The sequence below is a fragment of the Mesorhizobium sp. B2-3-7 genome (assembly GCF_006442695.1).
Classification (GTDB): Bacteria; Pseudomonadota; Alphaproteobacteria; order Rhizobiales; family Rhizobiaceae; genus Mesorhizobium.
Genome location: NZ_VFVV01000006.1, coordinates 323,126 through 338,138, shown reverse-complemented (window position 1 = coordinate 338,138; position 15,013 = coordinate 323,126). Strand labels below are relative to the sequence as shown.

At 63.4% G+C, this 15,013-nt stretch carries 13 protein-coding genes; all 13 read right to left on the bottom strand.

What is annotated here, in order from left to right:
• Window positions 1-3: 3 nt before the first annotated feature.
• On the bottom strand, window positions 4-789 hold the full coding sequence (locus tag FJ940_RS14705; protein ID WP_140516345.1) for an ABC transporter ATP-binding protein: 786 nt from the start codon (window positions 787-789) through the stop codon (window positions 4-6).
• Window positions 786-1,562 (bottom strand): ABC transporter permease, encoded by a 777-nt coding sequence (locus FJ940_RS14700; protein ID WP_140495640.1) that lies wholly within the window; start codon window positions 1,560-1,562, stop codon window positions 786-788. Before FJ940_RS14700 ends, FJ940_RS14705 begins: the two co-directional genes overlap by 4 nt.
• Window positions 1,563-1,624: 62 nt before the next feature.
• Window positions 1,625-2,569: an ABC transporter substrate-binding protein gene (locus FJ940_RS14695; protein WP_140555034.1), complete on the bottom strand. Its 945-nt coding sequence runs from the start codon at window positions 2,567-2,569 to the stop codon at window positions 1,625-1,627.
• A gap of 140 nt (window positions 2,570-2,709) precedes the next feature.
• Window positions 2,710-3,054, bottom strand: coding sequence for a peptidase inhibitor family I36 protein (locus FJ940_RS14690; RefSeq protein WP_140495638.1), 345 nt, complete (start codon window positions 3,052-3,054; stop codon window positions 2,710-2,712).
• 210 nt (window positions 3,055-3,264) lie between these two features.
• Entirely contained in the window at window positions 3,265-4,110 is an 846-nt protein-coding gene (locus tag FJ940_RS14685) for a DUF1194 domain-containing protein (RefSeq protein ID WP_140656990.1), read from the bottom strand.
• A 102-nt stretch (window positions 4,111-4,212) separates the two neighbouring features.
• Window positions 4,213-6,774, bottom strand: coding sequence for an FAD-dependent oxidoreductase (locus tag FJ940_RS14680; RefSeq protein WP_140521113.1), 2,562 nt, complete (start codon window positions 6,772-6,774; stop codon window positions 4,213-4,215).
• A 148-nt stretch (window positions 6,775-6,922) separates the two neighbouring features.
• On the bottom strand, window positions 6,923-7,681 hold the full coding sequence (locus FJ940_RS14675) for an FkbM family methyltransferase (protein ID WP_140495635.1): 759 nt from the start codon (window positions 7,679-7,681) through the stop codon (window positions 6,923-6,925).
• Entirely contained in the window at window positions 7,678-8,910 is a 1,233-nt protein-coding gene (locus tag FJ940_RS14670) for a DUF2029 domain-containing protein (protein WP_140656988.1), read from the bottom strand. The genes FJ940_RS14675 and FJ940_RS14670 overlap by 4 nt, the downstream gene beginning before the upstream one ends.
• A gap of 11 nt (window positions 8,911-8,921) precedes the next feature.
• Entirely contained in the window at window positions 8,922-10,352 is a 1,431-nt protein-coding gene (locus tag FJ940_RS14665; RefSeq protein WP_181171773.1) for an aspartate aminotransferase family protein, read from the bottom strand.
• Window positions 10,353-10,456: 104 nt separating this feature from the next.
• Entirely contained in the window at window positions 10,457-11,464 is a 1,008-nt protein-coding gene (locus tag FJ940_RS14660) for an NAD(P)-dependent oxidoreductase (protein ID WP_140656984.1), read from the bottom strand.
• A complete protein-coding gene (locus FJ940_RS14655) occupies window positions 11,461-11,910 on the bottom strand; it encodes an EamA family transporter (protein ID WP_140521117.1) in 450 nt (149 codons plus the stop codon). Before FJ940_RS14655 ends, FJ940_RS14660 begins: the two co-directional genes overlap by 4 nt.
• Window positions 11,911-12,033: 123 nt before the next feature.
• Window positions 12,034-13,386, bottom strand: coding sequence for an FAD-binding oxidoreductase (locus tag FJ940_RS14650; RefSeq protein WP_140656982.1), 1,353 nt, complete (start codon window positions 13,384-13,386; stop codon window positions 12,034-12,036).
• A 2-nt stretch (window positions 13,387-13,388) separates the two neighbouring features.
• Window positions 13,389-14,822 carry a UbiA family prenyltransferase gene (locus tag FJ940_RS14645; RefSeq protein WP_140656980.1) on the bottom strand — a complete coding sequence of 478 codons (1,434 nt, stop codon included), beginning with the start codon at window positions 14,820-14,822 and terminating at the stop codon, window positions 13,389-13,391.
• Between the last annotated feature and the right edge of the window lie 191 nt (window positions 14,823-15,013).

Here is a 15,013-nt window from a genome sequence, read left to right as displayed (position 1 = left end):
GCCTCAGAGCGCCTCTGCCGACCGCATCGCCTCGACACGTATGTCCTCGGTCAGCCGCGCCTTCAACACGGAGAATTCCGGACTGGTCTTCAGCGTGTAGTGGCGCGGGTGCGGCAGGTCGATGGCGACGTCCGACTTGATCCGGCCGGGCCTGGCCGTCATCACCACCACGCGCGATGCCATGAAGATCGCCTCCTCGATGTCGTGAGTGACGAACAGCACCGTCTTCTTGCGCCGTTCCCAGATGCCGAGCAGCAGTTCCTGCATCAGCCCGCGCGTCTGGTTGTCGAGCGCGCCGAACGGCTCGTCCAGCAAAAGGATCGCGGGGTCGTTGGCCAGCGCCCTGGCGATCGCCGTGCGCTGCTGCATGCCGCCGGAAAGTTGCTTCGGCCAGTGGTTCTCGAAGCCCTTCAGCCCGACGAGGTCGATATACGAGGCGACGATTTCGCCCCTCTCCCGCTCGGCCATGCCGCGTTCGCGCAGGCCGAAGGCGATGTTTTCGGCGACCGTCAGCCATGGGAACAGCGTATAGGACTGGAAGACCATGCCGCGATCCGGCCCCGGCCGGGTCACCGCTTTGCCGTCGAGCAGCACGCGCCCTTCGCTCGGCGCCTCCAGCCCGGCGACGATGCGCAAGAGCGTCGACTTCCCGCATCCCGAAGGTCCCAGGATGGTGATGAAATCATTGGCCGCGACCGCCAGGTCGACAGGCATCAGCGCCTGGACCGGTGAGCCGCCGCGCACGCCGGCGAACGTGCGCGAGACGCCCTCGATGAGAAGCTTGCTCATGCCAGGCTCCATGGGAAGAGCCAGCGATTAAGCGCCTTGAAGGCAAGATCGGACAACAGCCCGATCAGCCCGATGACGATGATGCCGAAGATGATCTGGCCGGTTGCCAGTCGCGACTGGCTGTTGATGATCATGTAGCCGATGCCCGACGACGAGCCGATCAGTTCAGCGACGATGACATAGGTCCAAGCCCAGCCGAGCACCAGCCGCAGCGTCTCGGCGATCTCGGGCGCATTGGCGGGCATGATTACACGCTTGACGATGCCGTTGTCGGTGGAGCCGAGCGTGTAGGCCGCCTCGACGAGATCGCGGCGCGTGGAGCCGACCTTTACCGCGATGATCAGGATGATCTGGAACACGGAGCCGACGAAGATGACCAGCAGCTTCTCCAGTTCGCCTATGCCGGCCCAAAGGATAAGCAGCGGAATGAAGGCCGAGGCCGGCAGGTAGCGGGCGAAGGAGACGAACGGCTCCAGGAACGCCTCGACAGGTTTCCACGCGCCCATCGCTATGCCCAGCGGCACGGCGACGGCCGATGCCAGCACGAAGCCGCCGAAGACGCGCCAGATGGTGATCAGTATGTCGAGCCAGAACCGGTCCTCGACCAGCAGCCGCCAGCCATCCCGCAGCATCGACAGCGGATCGGCGAGAAAGATGCGGTTGACGTGGCCGCCAAGCGTGATCCACGCCCAGAAAACGACGAACAGCACGAAGAAGGAAATGCCGAGCACGGTTCGCGTGCCCGGCGAGATCGGATGCAGGGGGCGCGGCATTTACAACGGTCCTTGTGGAAGCGAAACGGCGGCGCGGGGCGCCGCCGCAAGACAGCGGCCGCTCAGTTCGCCACGGCGCTGGTATCGGCCAGCGTGGAGACGTCAGGCGCTTCCTTGATCAGCCCCATCTGCAGCAGAAGCTCGCCGGCGGTCTTGGAGAAATCCTGGAACTCCTTGGTGAAGAACTGCTTGTTCTCCGCCCGGTCGGCCCATTTCAGGTACTTCGCCGAATCCTCGAACTCCTTGGCCGACTGTTTCACGTCCGCGCCCATGATGCCGTAGGATTTCTGCGGGTCCTTCTTGATCAGGTCGAGCGCGTCGAAATAGCTGTCGGCAAGCGCCTTGGCGGCGTCCGGATTGGCTTTGAGGAATTCGGGCGTGCAGCCGACCGTGTCGAGCACCATCGGGTAGTCGAGCGTGGTCGCCAATATGTGGCCCTGGTCGGCCTTGTCGCGCACCGCCGAGATGAACGGCTCATAGGTGACGGCCGCGTCGTTCTGGCCGGCAAGGAAGGCCTGCGCCGCCGCGTCCGGCTCGAGATTGACGACCGTGACATCCTTTGTCGACATGCCGTTCTTGTTCAGCACCCAGGCCAGCAGGAAATAGGGCGAGGTGCCCGGCGCCGAGGACGCGACAGTCTTGCCCTTGAGGTCGGCGACGGTCTTGATGTCGTTGCGCACCACGATGCCGTCGGCGCCATAGGATTTGTCGAGCTGGAAGATCTGCTTGGTGGTCACGCCGCTGGCGTTCCACACCTGCCATGTCTCGACCGTGGTGGCGGCGCATTGCAGGTCGCCGCTGGCGATGGCGAGCGGCCGGCTGGCCTGCGGCACTTTCTTCAAGGTCACGTCGAGGCCGTGCTTCTCGAAGAGTCCCGCCTGTTTGGCGAGCGTCAGCGGCGCGAAGCCGGTCCAGCCGCTGATCCCGATAGTGACCGATGTGGCGGCCGTCGCCGGCGCGGACAAGCCGGCGGCAAGCGCCAGCGTAAGGATAATGGTCCTGTTCATGTCAGTTCCCCTTTGTTTTCTCTGGGGGAATGTTCACGGACGCCGCCCGGCTGTCAATGAACAGGGCCGTGTTTGCCCACATCGTCGGCGACGAAGGTTCGCCTTGCCGCCACAAAACGGCAAGGCCGAGGACCTTGTCGTCAATACTGGTCGCAGTAGCACTCCGCGGACGAGATTCGGTCGTTCCAGTCGCTACCGCCGAAATCGCGGACCCTGCGCCTGATCTCGATCGATCGGCCTCCCCTGCGCGAATCCTCATAGGCAACGAGAGTGCAGCCTCGGCGAACGATCACCGACGACACGCGGTCGTTCCAGAACTCGCGGCCGCGAAAATTGACCGAATCGTCGGCCCCGAGCGCGATCGACCGTCCGCGAAAATTGCCATTTTCGAACATGATGCAGGCGGCCTGATCGTCGTATTGGGCGCTGGCGCCGTCGGCGTAAAGCATGGACGCGACCGCAGTCAGGATAGCTAGACGTCTCATCTGGTGTTTCCTCGGTTTGACCGCGTCACCCCGCCCGCCGGATGGCGCGGCAAGGCCAGTTTGCCACTGCTTCTGCCGGACTGGCAAGCCTGGAACAGTTCGGCATTTCACGGAAACGCCGAACCGCTTTGACTATTTTTTTCAATCAATTCCAAACGGAAAGCGTTACGCGCGTACCGGGAAGGCGCTATGCGCTTTTTCTGGAATTTCTCAGCGGCTATCGAGCATCCAATTGCGGTTGCGCCACATCTTTTCGCCGACCAGGCAATCGCTGGCCTGTTCAGCCTGCGCCAGCACCACCGGCGGACCATCGGCCTGGTCAACCGGCCGCGGCGAGGCCGGGCCGGCGAGCTCAAGCACAAGCTTGCGGCGGATAGCTTCGGGAAACTGCGTCCAGTCGTTGACCGGAACCATGAAGGCTCCGGGACCGCCAATGACGCAGTCGCTGTAATAGCGGTCGAGATCGTTGACATCGTAGGCGCTGGTGAAACCGCCGCGGGTCATCAGCGGCAAGCCGTTTATGACGATGCCTTGCTTGACCACCTCGTCGCGGATGATATCGACCGGCGCGCCCTGGTTGTTGGGGCCGTCGCCGGAAATATCGATGACCCGCTTCGTCCCTTGAAAGCCACTTTCTGCGAAAAGGTCCGCGCCGAATTCCAGCGCGCCGGAGATAGACGTGCGCCGCGCGCTGTTGGGAGGCTGGGCGGACAGCCGCGCCACCACCTGCTCGGCGTCGGCGCGGCTGGCGATCACCGTCCACGGCACGATGACGTGCTGCGAGTTGGTGCCAGCCCATTCGACATAAGTAACGGCGATCCTGCCATAAGCGCCGGCGGCGATGGCTTGCAGCACATGATCGTGCGTCAATGCAGCCGCGTAGCCGCGACGCTGGATCTCGAGCTCGTCCGCCGACATGGACAGCGAGACGTCGACCGCCAGCACCAGTTCGACGTCGACGGGTTCGTCCGCGAGCGACACCGGGGCCAGCCACAGCATCAGCGCCAGGGCGGCGGCGCCTGAAAGCAGATGTCTTGCGCGAGCAAAAGCAGACATGCCGCAGGGTAAGCCAGAATCGCCAGCCGAAAAAGAGAAAAGCCCGACCTTGGCCGCCGGGCTTATCCAAAAATTTGCTCACGAGCCCTGCTGGGAGGTTGCCTAGCTTCTCGGCTTCAGATTCTCCGGATCGTAGAGCGGCTTGTAGCCGACACCAGCGACTTCGACCGGATAGGTCTCGCCGAAATACTCCACCTTCAGCTTGCGGCCCTCTTGGGCATAGGCCCATGGCAGATAGGCGAGCGCGATGTTCTTGCCGATGGTCGGGCCGTAGGCGACCGACGTGGTGAAGGAACGGCGGCCGAGTTCGTCGACCAACGTCTCGCCGGTCTCGGGGTCCAGCACCGGCATCGTGCCCACCGGATAACGCGCCACACCCTTGGAATCGGTGTTTTCGGTCATCACCAGCGTGCACAGCATCGCCGGCTGGTGCTCGCGGGCGCGGTATTCCAGGTGCTTGGCCTTGCCGCAGAAGTCGTTCTCCTTGACTTTCGGGCGGGCAAGATCGGCCTCGAGCAGGTTGTACTCGGTGAGCAGATCGGCATTCTGCAAACGCAGGCTCTTTTCCATGCGCCGCGTATTGGCATAGGTCTCGACGCCGAACGGCATGACGCCGGTCGAGCGCAGCGCATCCCAGACGGCCAGGCCGTCCTCGTAGCGCATGTGCAGTTCCCATCCCTGTTCGCCGACATAGGAGATGCGGAAGGCGGTGACGTCCTTGCCGGCGATCCGGATCGGCTTGATCGCGGCGAACGGGAAATTCTCCAGCGCAAGGCCCTCGGGATTCTCGACCACCTTTTGCAGGGTTGCTCGCGCGTTCGGGCCCCAGATGCCGATGGTGACGTATTTTTCCGTCACATCGGTGATGGTGACATCGAAACCTTTATCCTGCGCGGTGCGGCGCATGTACTGGAAGTCGCGCGGGCCGGCGTCCGCGCCGTCGATCAAACGGCAGCGGTCGGCCATGCGGATGACCGTGAAGTCGGCGCGCACCATGCCTTCCTCGTCGAGGAAGTGGGTGTAGATGCCCTTGCCGATATTGTTGTCGCCGCCGATCTTGGCCGCGCACAGCCACTCCAGCAGCGCGACGTGGTCGGGTCCCTCGATGTCATACATCGAAAAGTGCGACAGGTTGACGATGCCGCAGTCTTCGCTCATCGCCAGATGCTCGGCATTGGACACGCGCCAGAAATGGCGGTTGTCCCATTCGTTCTCGCGCACCGGCACCCGGTTGGCGTATTTCTCCAGAAGATGCTCGTTGGCGGCATAGCCGTGCGCGCGCTCCCAGCCGCCCAGCTCCATGAAATAGCCGCCGAGTTCCTTCTCGCGCTCCCAGAACGGCGAGCGCCTGATATTGCGGCCCTTGGAGAAGGGCTCGCGCGGATGCACGGCAGGATTGTAGACCTTCATCGCCGTCTCGGTGCAGCGATCCCAGATGAACTGCTCCTTGGTCTGGTGCGGATAGAAGCGCGCATAGTCGATCGCGTGATGGTCGATCGAGGTGCGGCCGTCCGTCATCCAGTCGGCGATGAGCTTGCCCATGCCGGGGCCGTCCTTGACCCAGATGGCGACGGCATACCACAGCCCCCTCACCTTCTGGCTCTCGCCCATCGACGGACCGCCATCCGCCGTCACCTGCAGCAGGCCGTTGAAGGAATGGCTTTCGTTGTAGCCGAGTTCGCCCAGGATCGGCGTCAGTTCCATGGCGCGCTCCAGCGGCGCCAGGATCTGCTCCATGTCGAGGTCGCGCTGCGAAGGCGAAAGCCGGGCCTGGTCCTTCTCGAGCAGGTCGCGCGGATGGCAAAGGCGTGGATTGGTCTCTTCGTAGTAACCCCACTCGATCTGCCCGCCCTCGGCGGTCTTGGGATCACCGGTGTCGCGCATATAGGCGGAATTGCCCTGGTCGCGCAGCAGCGGCCAGCCGATCTCCTTGCCCGTGCCAGCGAACTCGTTGTAGGGGCCGAAGAAGGTGAGCGGATGGTCGATCGGCATGACGGGCAGGTCCTCGCCCACCATCTCGGCGATCAGCCGGCCCCAGATGCCGGCGCAGACGATGACGTAGTCGGCCTCGATGGTGCCGCGGTCAGTCACCACGGCGCTGATGCGGCCGTCCTTGACAACGAGCGACCGGGCCGGCGTGTTGGCGAAGGATTTGAGCTTGCCCGAGGCTTCCGCCTGGTCGACGAGCTTGCCGGCGACCGTCTGCGAGCGCGGGATGACCAGGCCGGCGTCGGGATCCCACAGGCCGCCCTGCACCATTGCCTCTTCGATGAGCGGGAATTTCTCCTTGATCTCGGCCGGTTCGATCAGCCGGGCGCGCGTGCCAAAAGCCTTGGCCGAGGCGATCTTGCGCTTGATTTCGTCCATGCGGCTGTCATCGCCGACGCGCGCGACTTCGAGGCCGCCGATGCGCGCGTAGTGGCCCATCTTCTCGTAGAAATCGATGGAGTAGAGCGTCGTCCAGCAGGACAGGAAATCGTGGCTGGTGGTGTAGCAGAAGTCGGAAGCATGCGCCGTCGAGCCGATGTCGGTCGGGATGCCTGATTTGTCGATACCGACAATGTCGTCCCAGCCGCGTTCGATCAGGTGATGGGCGATCGACGCGCCGACAATGCCACCCAGGCCGATGATGACGACCTTCGCCTTGTTCGGAAACTCTGCCATTGCCCGCGACTCCAGGTGCTGTTGCGGGCGGCGTCGGCGCCCGTCTGATCGGCGCACAATATGCAGACGACGATGAGCGCGCTACCGCCTGTTTGCGACACGCCGCGAATGCGTCGCGACCCGATTTGGATCAGGAAAATCGCTGCCGTCAGGCGAAGGCCCAGATGTCCTCGGCCTGGAAACCGACCTGGTAGCCGGCGGTCTTGAGCTTGACCACGACCTGGCCGATCTCCGGAGCGGGCAGTGCGCCGACCTCGACCTTGATCATGCCCGGACGGTAGCGTTGGAGATCGAGTTGCTCGAAGACCATCCAGTCTGCGCCCTCGCAATCGACGAGGAAGGCGTCGATATGGCTGATGCCGTTGCGGTCGAGCAATGTCTGCAAGGTCTCGGACGGCACTTCGATGTCCCTGAGATAGGGCGCGAATTTGTTGAAATTCACGTCATCCTCGCCCCAGGCATTCTTGCCCGACATCAGGTTGGTGTCGGTAACCGAGGAGCAGCCGATGAACTCGATCGGCAGCGTGCCGGCCTCGAGCGCGGCGGCATCGAAGGTGTGGACGGTGATCGTCCCCCTTGTTTTCGTGACGGCAACCGGCTCGATGATGAACCGGTTGGTATCGGGATAGTTGGCGCGCAGGCGCTTCTGGTTATAGGGGATCGGCTCGACCAGCAGGGCACGGGCGCCTGGAATACGATGCAGCCAGGGCGTGACGTCGTCGAACAGCGCGCCGTCGCAGGCGCCGACATTGACCATCTGGAAGGGCCGCCTTGTCCCGCCGAGGCGCGCTTTCAATGCCGCCCCGGCCAGGAATTTCGTGCCGCGCAGCGACGGCCCCCGGTCGAGCAAACCGGCCGGAAGGCCAAGCGACAGCGCGATGCGCGTCAGGCTGGACAGCGAACTCATGGCGTGTCTCCGGGAATGACATGCAAGACGGCGCGGTGCTGGTCACGGGCGACTGTCGCCCACAGCGCCATGAAAGGGGTGGCCAGCAACAGGAATGGCGGAACCAGATGCGGGAAATAGATGCGCGTGTCGTGGATCGGGAAGACGGTGAATTTAGCCAGCGCGCCGAGCACGAGCGCCGCGAACAGAATGCCGGCGCGTCGGTCGAGCCGGAAGCCGGCACGGCCGACCGCGTACCAGCCGGCCAGCGCCAGCACCGAGACGCCGACCCAGCTGTTCAGGTTGACGGCGCGCAGCAGCGATGCGGCAAATGCCTTGAGATAGGCAACGACGGAGAACGGCGGCTCGAACCCGTCCATATTGTAGTGCTGCTCGACGCTGGAGAACCACAGATGCGGCCACCAGCCAGGATGATGCGCCCAGTGCGAGATGGCGAAATAGGCGACGAAGGACGCCGCAAAACCGACCAGCGCACCCCATGCCTGCTGCCGGAAGGCGATGAGCAGAACGGCGAAAACGGCAAGAAAGACAATATTGTCCGGCCGCACCATGAAGGCGAGGAAGAGCAGGATCGCCGTCGCCGCCTCGCGGCCCCTGACATAGGCGTAAAGCCCGCCGAGCAGCAGCGCCGAAGTCAGCAGATCCGGCGTCGAGGCGCGCGCCGCATCGCCGAAATCGGCCATGATCAACACCGCGCCGATCACCGGCGCCAGCGCCAAGGCCTTTTCCGAGCGCAGCCAGAGCAGCGTGATCGCGCCGAACAGCAGCACCGAGGCCACCTGCACCAGCCGCATCGCTTCGACCGGCGACATCGCCGCGCTCAGCGTCGACAGGATCTCGGCGTAGAGGAACTTGATCCGGTACATGCCGAGCAGCGAATGGAAGTCGGCGGCATTCTCCGCCATGTGGCTGCGGAAGCCGCCGCCATCATCGGTTAGCGTCTTGTAGTCACCTGCCGAGACCCCGGCCTTGACGGTGTTGTAGGCATAATCATGCAGCGCCTGCGCATCGGGGTATGTGCCTTCCTCTGATATGGCGAGATAGGGAAGCATGTCCCAATTAGAATCGGGCATCAACCAGGCCGTCAGCGCCGTCAAAAGGATGTAGAGCGCGAAAGCCGCCGCGCCGATGGGTGCCGCCAGCCGCGCATAGGTCCCCTCACCCCACGCCAGGCCGGCCGCTGTGAGCCGGTCGAGCGGGTTTTGCGGAGTGGGCGACTTGGTCAGCATCGTCGTGGGGCTCAACGAACCTGGCTTTTGACGAAATCCTTCACGATTCCCACAATGCCGCGCGACAAAAGGCTGCCGAAAGCGTCGACAAACCGGTCGACATGCTCGCGCAGGCAGATCAGCGGCGGCTCGAGCCGGATGACGTTGCGGTTGTACTCGGTGAAGGCGACCAACACGTCATAGTCACGCAGCAGCAGCGCGCCGATGAAGCCCGACAGCGAACCCTTCAGCTTGTCGTCAAGCACGCTGACCACCGGCCGCAACACGGTCGGCAATGTCTGCGAGAAATCATGGAACTCGAGCCCGATCATGAGCCCCTTGCCGCGGACGTCCTTGATGATCTTGGGGTATTTGTCCTTCAGTGCCTGGAGGCGCTGCAAAAGGTACTCGCCGGTAGCGGCGGCATTGTCGATCAGGCCCTCGTCATAGAGAACGTTGAGCGCTTCGATCGAGGTGACGCAGGCCTCGCCCATGCCGCCGAAAGTCGCCATGGCATGGATCATCGCCGTCTTCGGCGTGCCGTAGGCCTTCATATAGATCTCGCGCCTGGCGACCATCGCGCCGACCGCCGCCTTGCCGCCGCCGAGCGACTTGGCGAGCGCCGTCACGTCGGGAACGACGCCATAATGTTCGAAAGCATAGAAGCGGCCGGAGCGGCCATAGCCGCACTGCACTTCATCGGCCACCCACAGCACACCGTATTGATCGCACAATGCGCGCAGCTTCCGCCAATATTCCGCGGGCGCCTGGATGATGCCGCCGCCACCCTGGATGGTTTCCAGCACGATGACGCCGATCTCGGGATCGGCGCGGAATGCGCGCTCGACCGCTTCGATGTCGGCGAACGGAATCCGGACCGCATTGTCCGCCACCTTGAAATCGGCGCGGTAGAGCTGGCCGTCGGTGATCGCCAGCACACCCTTGGTCTTGCCGTGGAAGGAATTCTCGGCATAGACGATTTTCGGCCGCTTCGGGCCGGCGGCACGCTCGGCGACTTTTACCGCCGCTTCCATCGCTTCCGAGCCGGACGAGCCCAGAAACACCATGTCGAGATCGCCGGGCGAACATTTGGCGATGTTGTGGGCCAACGCGGCCGCATATTGCGACATGAAGGCGATGGCGATCTCCTGGCGCTTCTCCTCCTGGAATTTTTTCCGCGCTTCGAGGATGCGCGGATGGTTGTGGCCGAAGGCCAGCGAACCGAAGCCGCCGAAGAAATCCAGGATCTTGCGGCCGTTCTGGTCGATGTAGAACATGCCCTCGGCGCGCTCGATCTTGACCTTGTGGAAGCCGAGCAGCTTCATGAAATGCAGCTGGCCCGGGTTGAGATGCGCCTTGAACAGGTCCGTCATCGCAGCGACGTCCATCGCCTTGGCCTGCTCGACGCTGATCAGGTCAGGCTTAGCGATGGTGGCTGGCGACAGCGCCGGCGCGCTGACCATGGTGCGTGCGCTCGCCTGATCGGGCTTGGCCATGACGGTCATTTCAATCTCCTGTCCGCGCGCAGGATCGGGGATCGTGCGCAAATGAAACTGTTGGCGGGCTGCTATTCGGCGGGCACATGTTTGGTGGCGACGGCGTGGCCGGCCTTCCTGGCGCGGTATTCGCTGTAGGCGGCGATCAGCATGTCCTCGTCGCGATGTTGCGGCACCCAGCCGAGCTGGCGTCCCGCTTTGGAGACGTCGAGCACGCACTCCTCGTCGGCGATCAGATATTGCTCCGGATCCATGATCGGCAGGTTCATCAGGTCGAGCAGGTCCAGCGTGCGCTTCACCGCCCAGCCCGGTGTCGGGATCAGGATCGATTTCGAACCGGCATGCCTGATCAGGTGGCCGAGCAATTTCCTGACCGGCGGCGGGTTGAGCGAACCCAGATTATAGGCCTCGTTCGGTACGCCGGCTTTCCAGGCCGCGCGGGCAGCTTCGGCACAATCGAAAACAGAAATGAACTGGTATGGATTCCGGCCCGAGCCGATCATCGGCACCGGAAGGTTCCAGTCGATCAGCTTGAACAGCTTTTCAAGGATGCCGAGGCGGCCGGGACCGATGATCAGGCGCGGACGAAACAGCGAGATCGACATGCCGCGCTTGCGCCATTCGGCGGCCAGTTCCTCGGTCTTCTGCTTCGACCAGCCATATTCGCCGAGCGGCGCGACCGGATGTTCCTCGGTCATCGGGAAGGTGACCGTATGGCCGTAGATCATGTCGGTCGTGTAATGCACGAGCCGGGGCGCGCCGGCCTTGTCCATCGCCTGCATGATATGCTCGGTGCCATGGAAATTGACCGGAAAGAAGAAATCGTGCCGCTTGGCGCGCACCTGGATCGGCGACAGCATCTTTGCCGACAGATTGTAGATCATGTCGTCGGCCTTTAGCCCAACCGCCGCCACCGATGCTGGATCGGTCACGTTGCAATGGATGAAGCCGGCGTTGCGATAATGCGCCAGGTCGCTCTTGACGATGTCGGCGACGACAACCTCCTCGCCATCCGCCACGAGCTTCGGGGCAAGGTGGCGACCGACAAAGCCGTCGCCGCCGAAAATCACATGTCTCATCGAACGATCTCGCTGGTGCCGATCTTGTCGGAGGTGATGGAAACGGTCTGCTCGTCATGCCCGTGGTCACCCAGGTCTCGGCCGCTTTGGGCGATTAGCACTGTGCCCACGCAGATGCAGCCGATACCTGCGATGCGCCAGCCATTGAGGTCCTCGCGAAAGACGAAATAGGCGAAGACCGCGACGGCGACATAGGCGAGGCTAAGGAACGGATAGGCAAAGGAAAGCTCGACCTTGGACAGCACGTAGAGATGCGAGGCCATGGAAATGACGAAGGTGCACAGGCCGAGGAACACCCAGGGGCTGAAGACGATCTGCAACAGCCTGATAAGCGGGTTGGCGCCTTCGAACGAGATCGGCCCAAGCGACATCATGCCTTGCTTCAGCATCAGCTGCGCGGCCGCATTCGTCATGACCGTAAAGAGAATGAAGACGATATATTTCATGTCAGCTCACCCACCCGTGACGCCTTCTATTACAAACCCGAAAAGATTTCGTGAACTCACAAGGACGTTTTGAGTAAATCTTCTCGTTAACCGATCGCTAACCACGATCCATTTCAATTTTATCTATTCGGCGGCCTCGGCGCCCCGTCTTCGCAGGTCGATGTTTTTGGCTGTGCGCGCCCAGAAGCCGGACATGAAGGCCGGGTCGCGCTGCGCCTCCAGCCGTGACCACTCCGGAAAGGACGCGGCGAAGGTCGCGGCGCTCATACGCGCATCCTTGTAGGGGTTGACTGCCCCGCCGGCTCCGATGGCGATGCGGTCGAGTTCGTCCAGCAACGCCAGGGTCGCGGCTCCCCTGTTGGGGAAATCCAGCGTCAGCGTGTAGCCAGGTCGCGGGAAGGAGAGCAGCGCCGGGGATCGGACGCCGCCGAAGCGTTTCAGAACAGTGAGGAACGAGCTCTGCCCGGCCCGCCTGGCAGCCGCGAGCAGCATCGGCACCGCTTCACGCGCGGCTTCTTCCGGCACAACGCTCTGGTGCTGGAACAGCCCGTTCGGACCGTAAAGCCGGTTCCAATCGCGCACGCCGTCCAGCGGGAAGAAGAAGCCCTGGTAACCGACCTGGCGCGGCGCGGCAGAGCGGCCCTTCCTCCATCGGTAGGCCGCATTGAAGGCGCTCAGGAACGGTCGGCTGAGCACATTGAACGGCGGCTGGAACGGCACCGCGAAATTGCCGCCGGCGCGCGCGGCGGTATGCGAGCCATGCTCGGCGTGATTGCCCGTGAACAGCAGGCCGCGCCCGCTGCGCCTGCCGCCGGCGAGCTGATCGATCCAGGCGACCGCATATTCATTGGCCTGGTCCGCCGCCTCGGCCAGCTCGAAAAATTCGCCCAGGTCGCGAAACGGCGTCACCTTCTCGATGATGTCGAGGGAATGCACCCGCATCAACCGGATCGAGGCCGACAGGATCAGGCCTGTCAGCCCCATGCCGCCGATCGTCGCCCGGAACAACCGCGGATTATCTGTCGCGGAGCAGCGGTAGGTCCTTCCATCGGACCGCAGTAGCGTGAAACTTTCGACATGGCAGCCGAACGTGCCGCGCCGGTGATGATTCTTGCCGTGGACGTCGTTGGCAATGGCGCCGCCGAGCGTGACGAACTGCGTGCCCGGAACGACTGCCGGGAAGAAGCCGTAGGGCGCGGCGTGGGCAATGATGTCGGACAGAAGCACGCCCGTATCCGCTTCGAGAAGGCCAGTCTCGGCATTGAAGGCGCGGATGCGGTTCAGCGGCCGCATGTCGACGACGGCACCGGCCTCGTTCTGGCAGGAATCGCCGTAGGATCTGCCATTGCCATAGGCAAGCAGCGAGGCGTGCCTGGCCTGACCGCCCTTCAGCAGCACGATAGCGTCATCAATGCCAATGGCGCGCGGTGCGGGCGGCGTCGCGCGCCCGAAGCTGTCGAAGCGCTCGCCGGCCATGTCTACCAGCCCCCGATCACCAGCAGCACGGCGCCGATCAGCACCACGATCTGGCTGCGCCAGTCGCGGATGATGAACACGACCGGATCGTCATGCATCTCATCGCGACGCGCCAGAATCCAGACCCGCATGGTGAGATAAAGCACGATCGGCGGCAGCGGCCAGATCAGCCAGGGATGCGGGTAGAGCTCACGCACTGCAACACTATCCATGTAGAGCGCCAGCACCAGTGCCGAGGAGAAGGCCGAAGCCATGCCGGCCTGAGCGACGATCTCCTGGTCCTCGGTGCGATATCCGCGCCCGGCAATGCGCTCGCCGGGTGGAATGGCCGTGGTGCGCAATTCGACGAAGCGCTTCACCAGCGCCAGCGACAGGAAGAAGAAGATCGAGAAGGCGAGCAGCCAGAACGAGACCTCGACGCCGGTCGCGGCCGCGCCCGCCAGAACGCGGATCGTGTAGAGGCCGGCCAGCGTCAGCACGTCGACCAGCAGCATGCGCTTGAATGACAGCGAATAAGCCGTGGTGACAGCCATGTAGCCGCCGAGCACGGCGAGGAATTCGGGCGACAGAAACAGCCCTGTGCCGATGCCGATCGCCAGCAGCACCGCGATCGCGCCGATCCCGAACGGGATAGAGAGCGCGCCGCTGGCGAATGGCCTGTTACGCTTGGTGGCATGCTTGCGGTCAAGCGCCAGGTCGAAGAAGTCGTTGAGGATGTAGATGGCCGACGCCACCGCGCTGAACGAGATGAACGCCAGCACGCACTCCCAGATCATGCCGGTGTTGAAATATTCGTGCGACAGCACCATCGGCACCGCGATCAGCGAATTCTTCAGCCACTGATGCACGCGCAGCATTTTGACGATGGTCCGCAATGTCGGTTTCGGCGCCGACATGGTTTCGGCGCCATGCGCCGCCTGCCAGCGCGCGGCGTGGCGGTCCGGCGCCACCACGATCGCGCTGCGTGCCGCATCGAAAACCTTGAGATCATGGCGGCTGTTGCCGGCATAATCGAAGCCGCCATCGCCATAGGCCGCAATAAGCGAGGCACGCTTCTTGCCGGAAGTCAGATTGTCGACCCCGTCCGTCGCCAGCACCCGGTCGAAGACACCGAGGTGGCGAGCGATGGCGTCGGCGAATTTGCGCGGCGTGCCTGTCGCCAGCACGATCTTGCGGCCTTCGGCATGCTCGGCCCGGATGCGGTCGAGCAATGGCGCGCGGTAAGGCAGCGACGCGGGATCGATATCGACGCGCTGGGCGATGGCTTGCTTCAGCCGGGCCGGCCCGGCGGCGGCCCAGAAAGGCACGAGGAAAATGTAGAGCGGGTTCTTCTTGAGAAGGATGAACAGTCCTTCCCATAGCAGGTCGGTCGCGATCAGCGTGCCGTCGAGATCGACCGCAAGCGGTATTGCGTTTCCGTCGGACCGCGCGTCCATGTCGTCCTGCCCTGCCTCGAACCCGTCGCGCCGTTTGTCGGCGTCTTCACAAGACGTATAGCGGGGAGACGGCGTAACGAACGTTAAAACGCCGGGTTGTGGGCGGCTGTCACCGCGGTATTTCCCGTATCATTGTTAAACAACCGCTACCGGAAACAATAAAAGGCCGGGCAAATGTCCGGCCTCTCAAG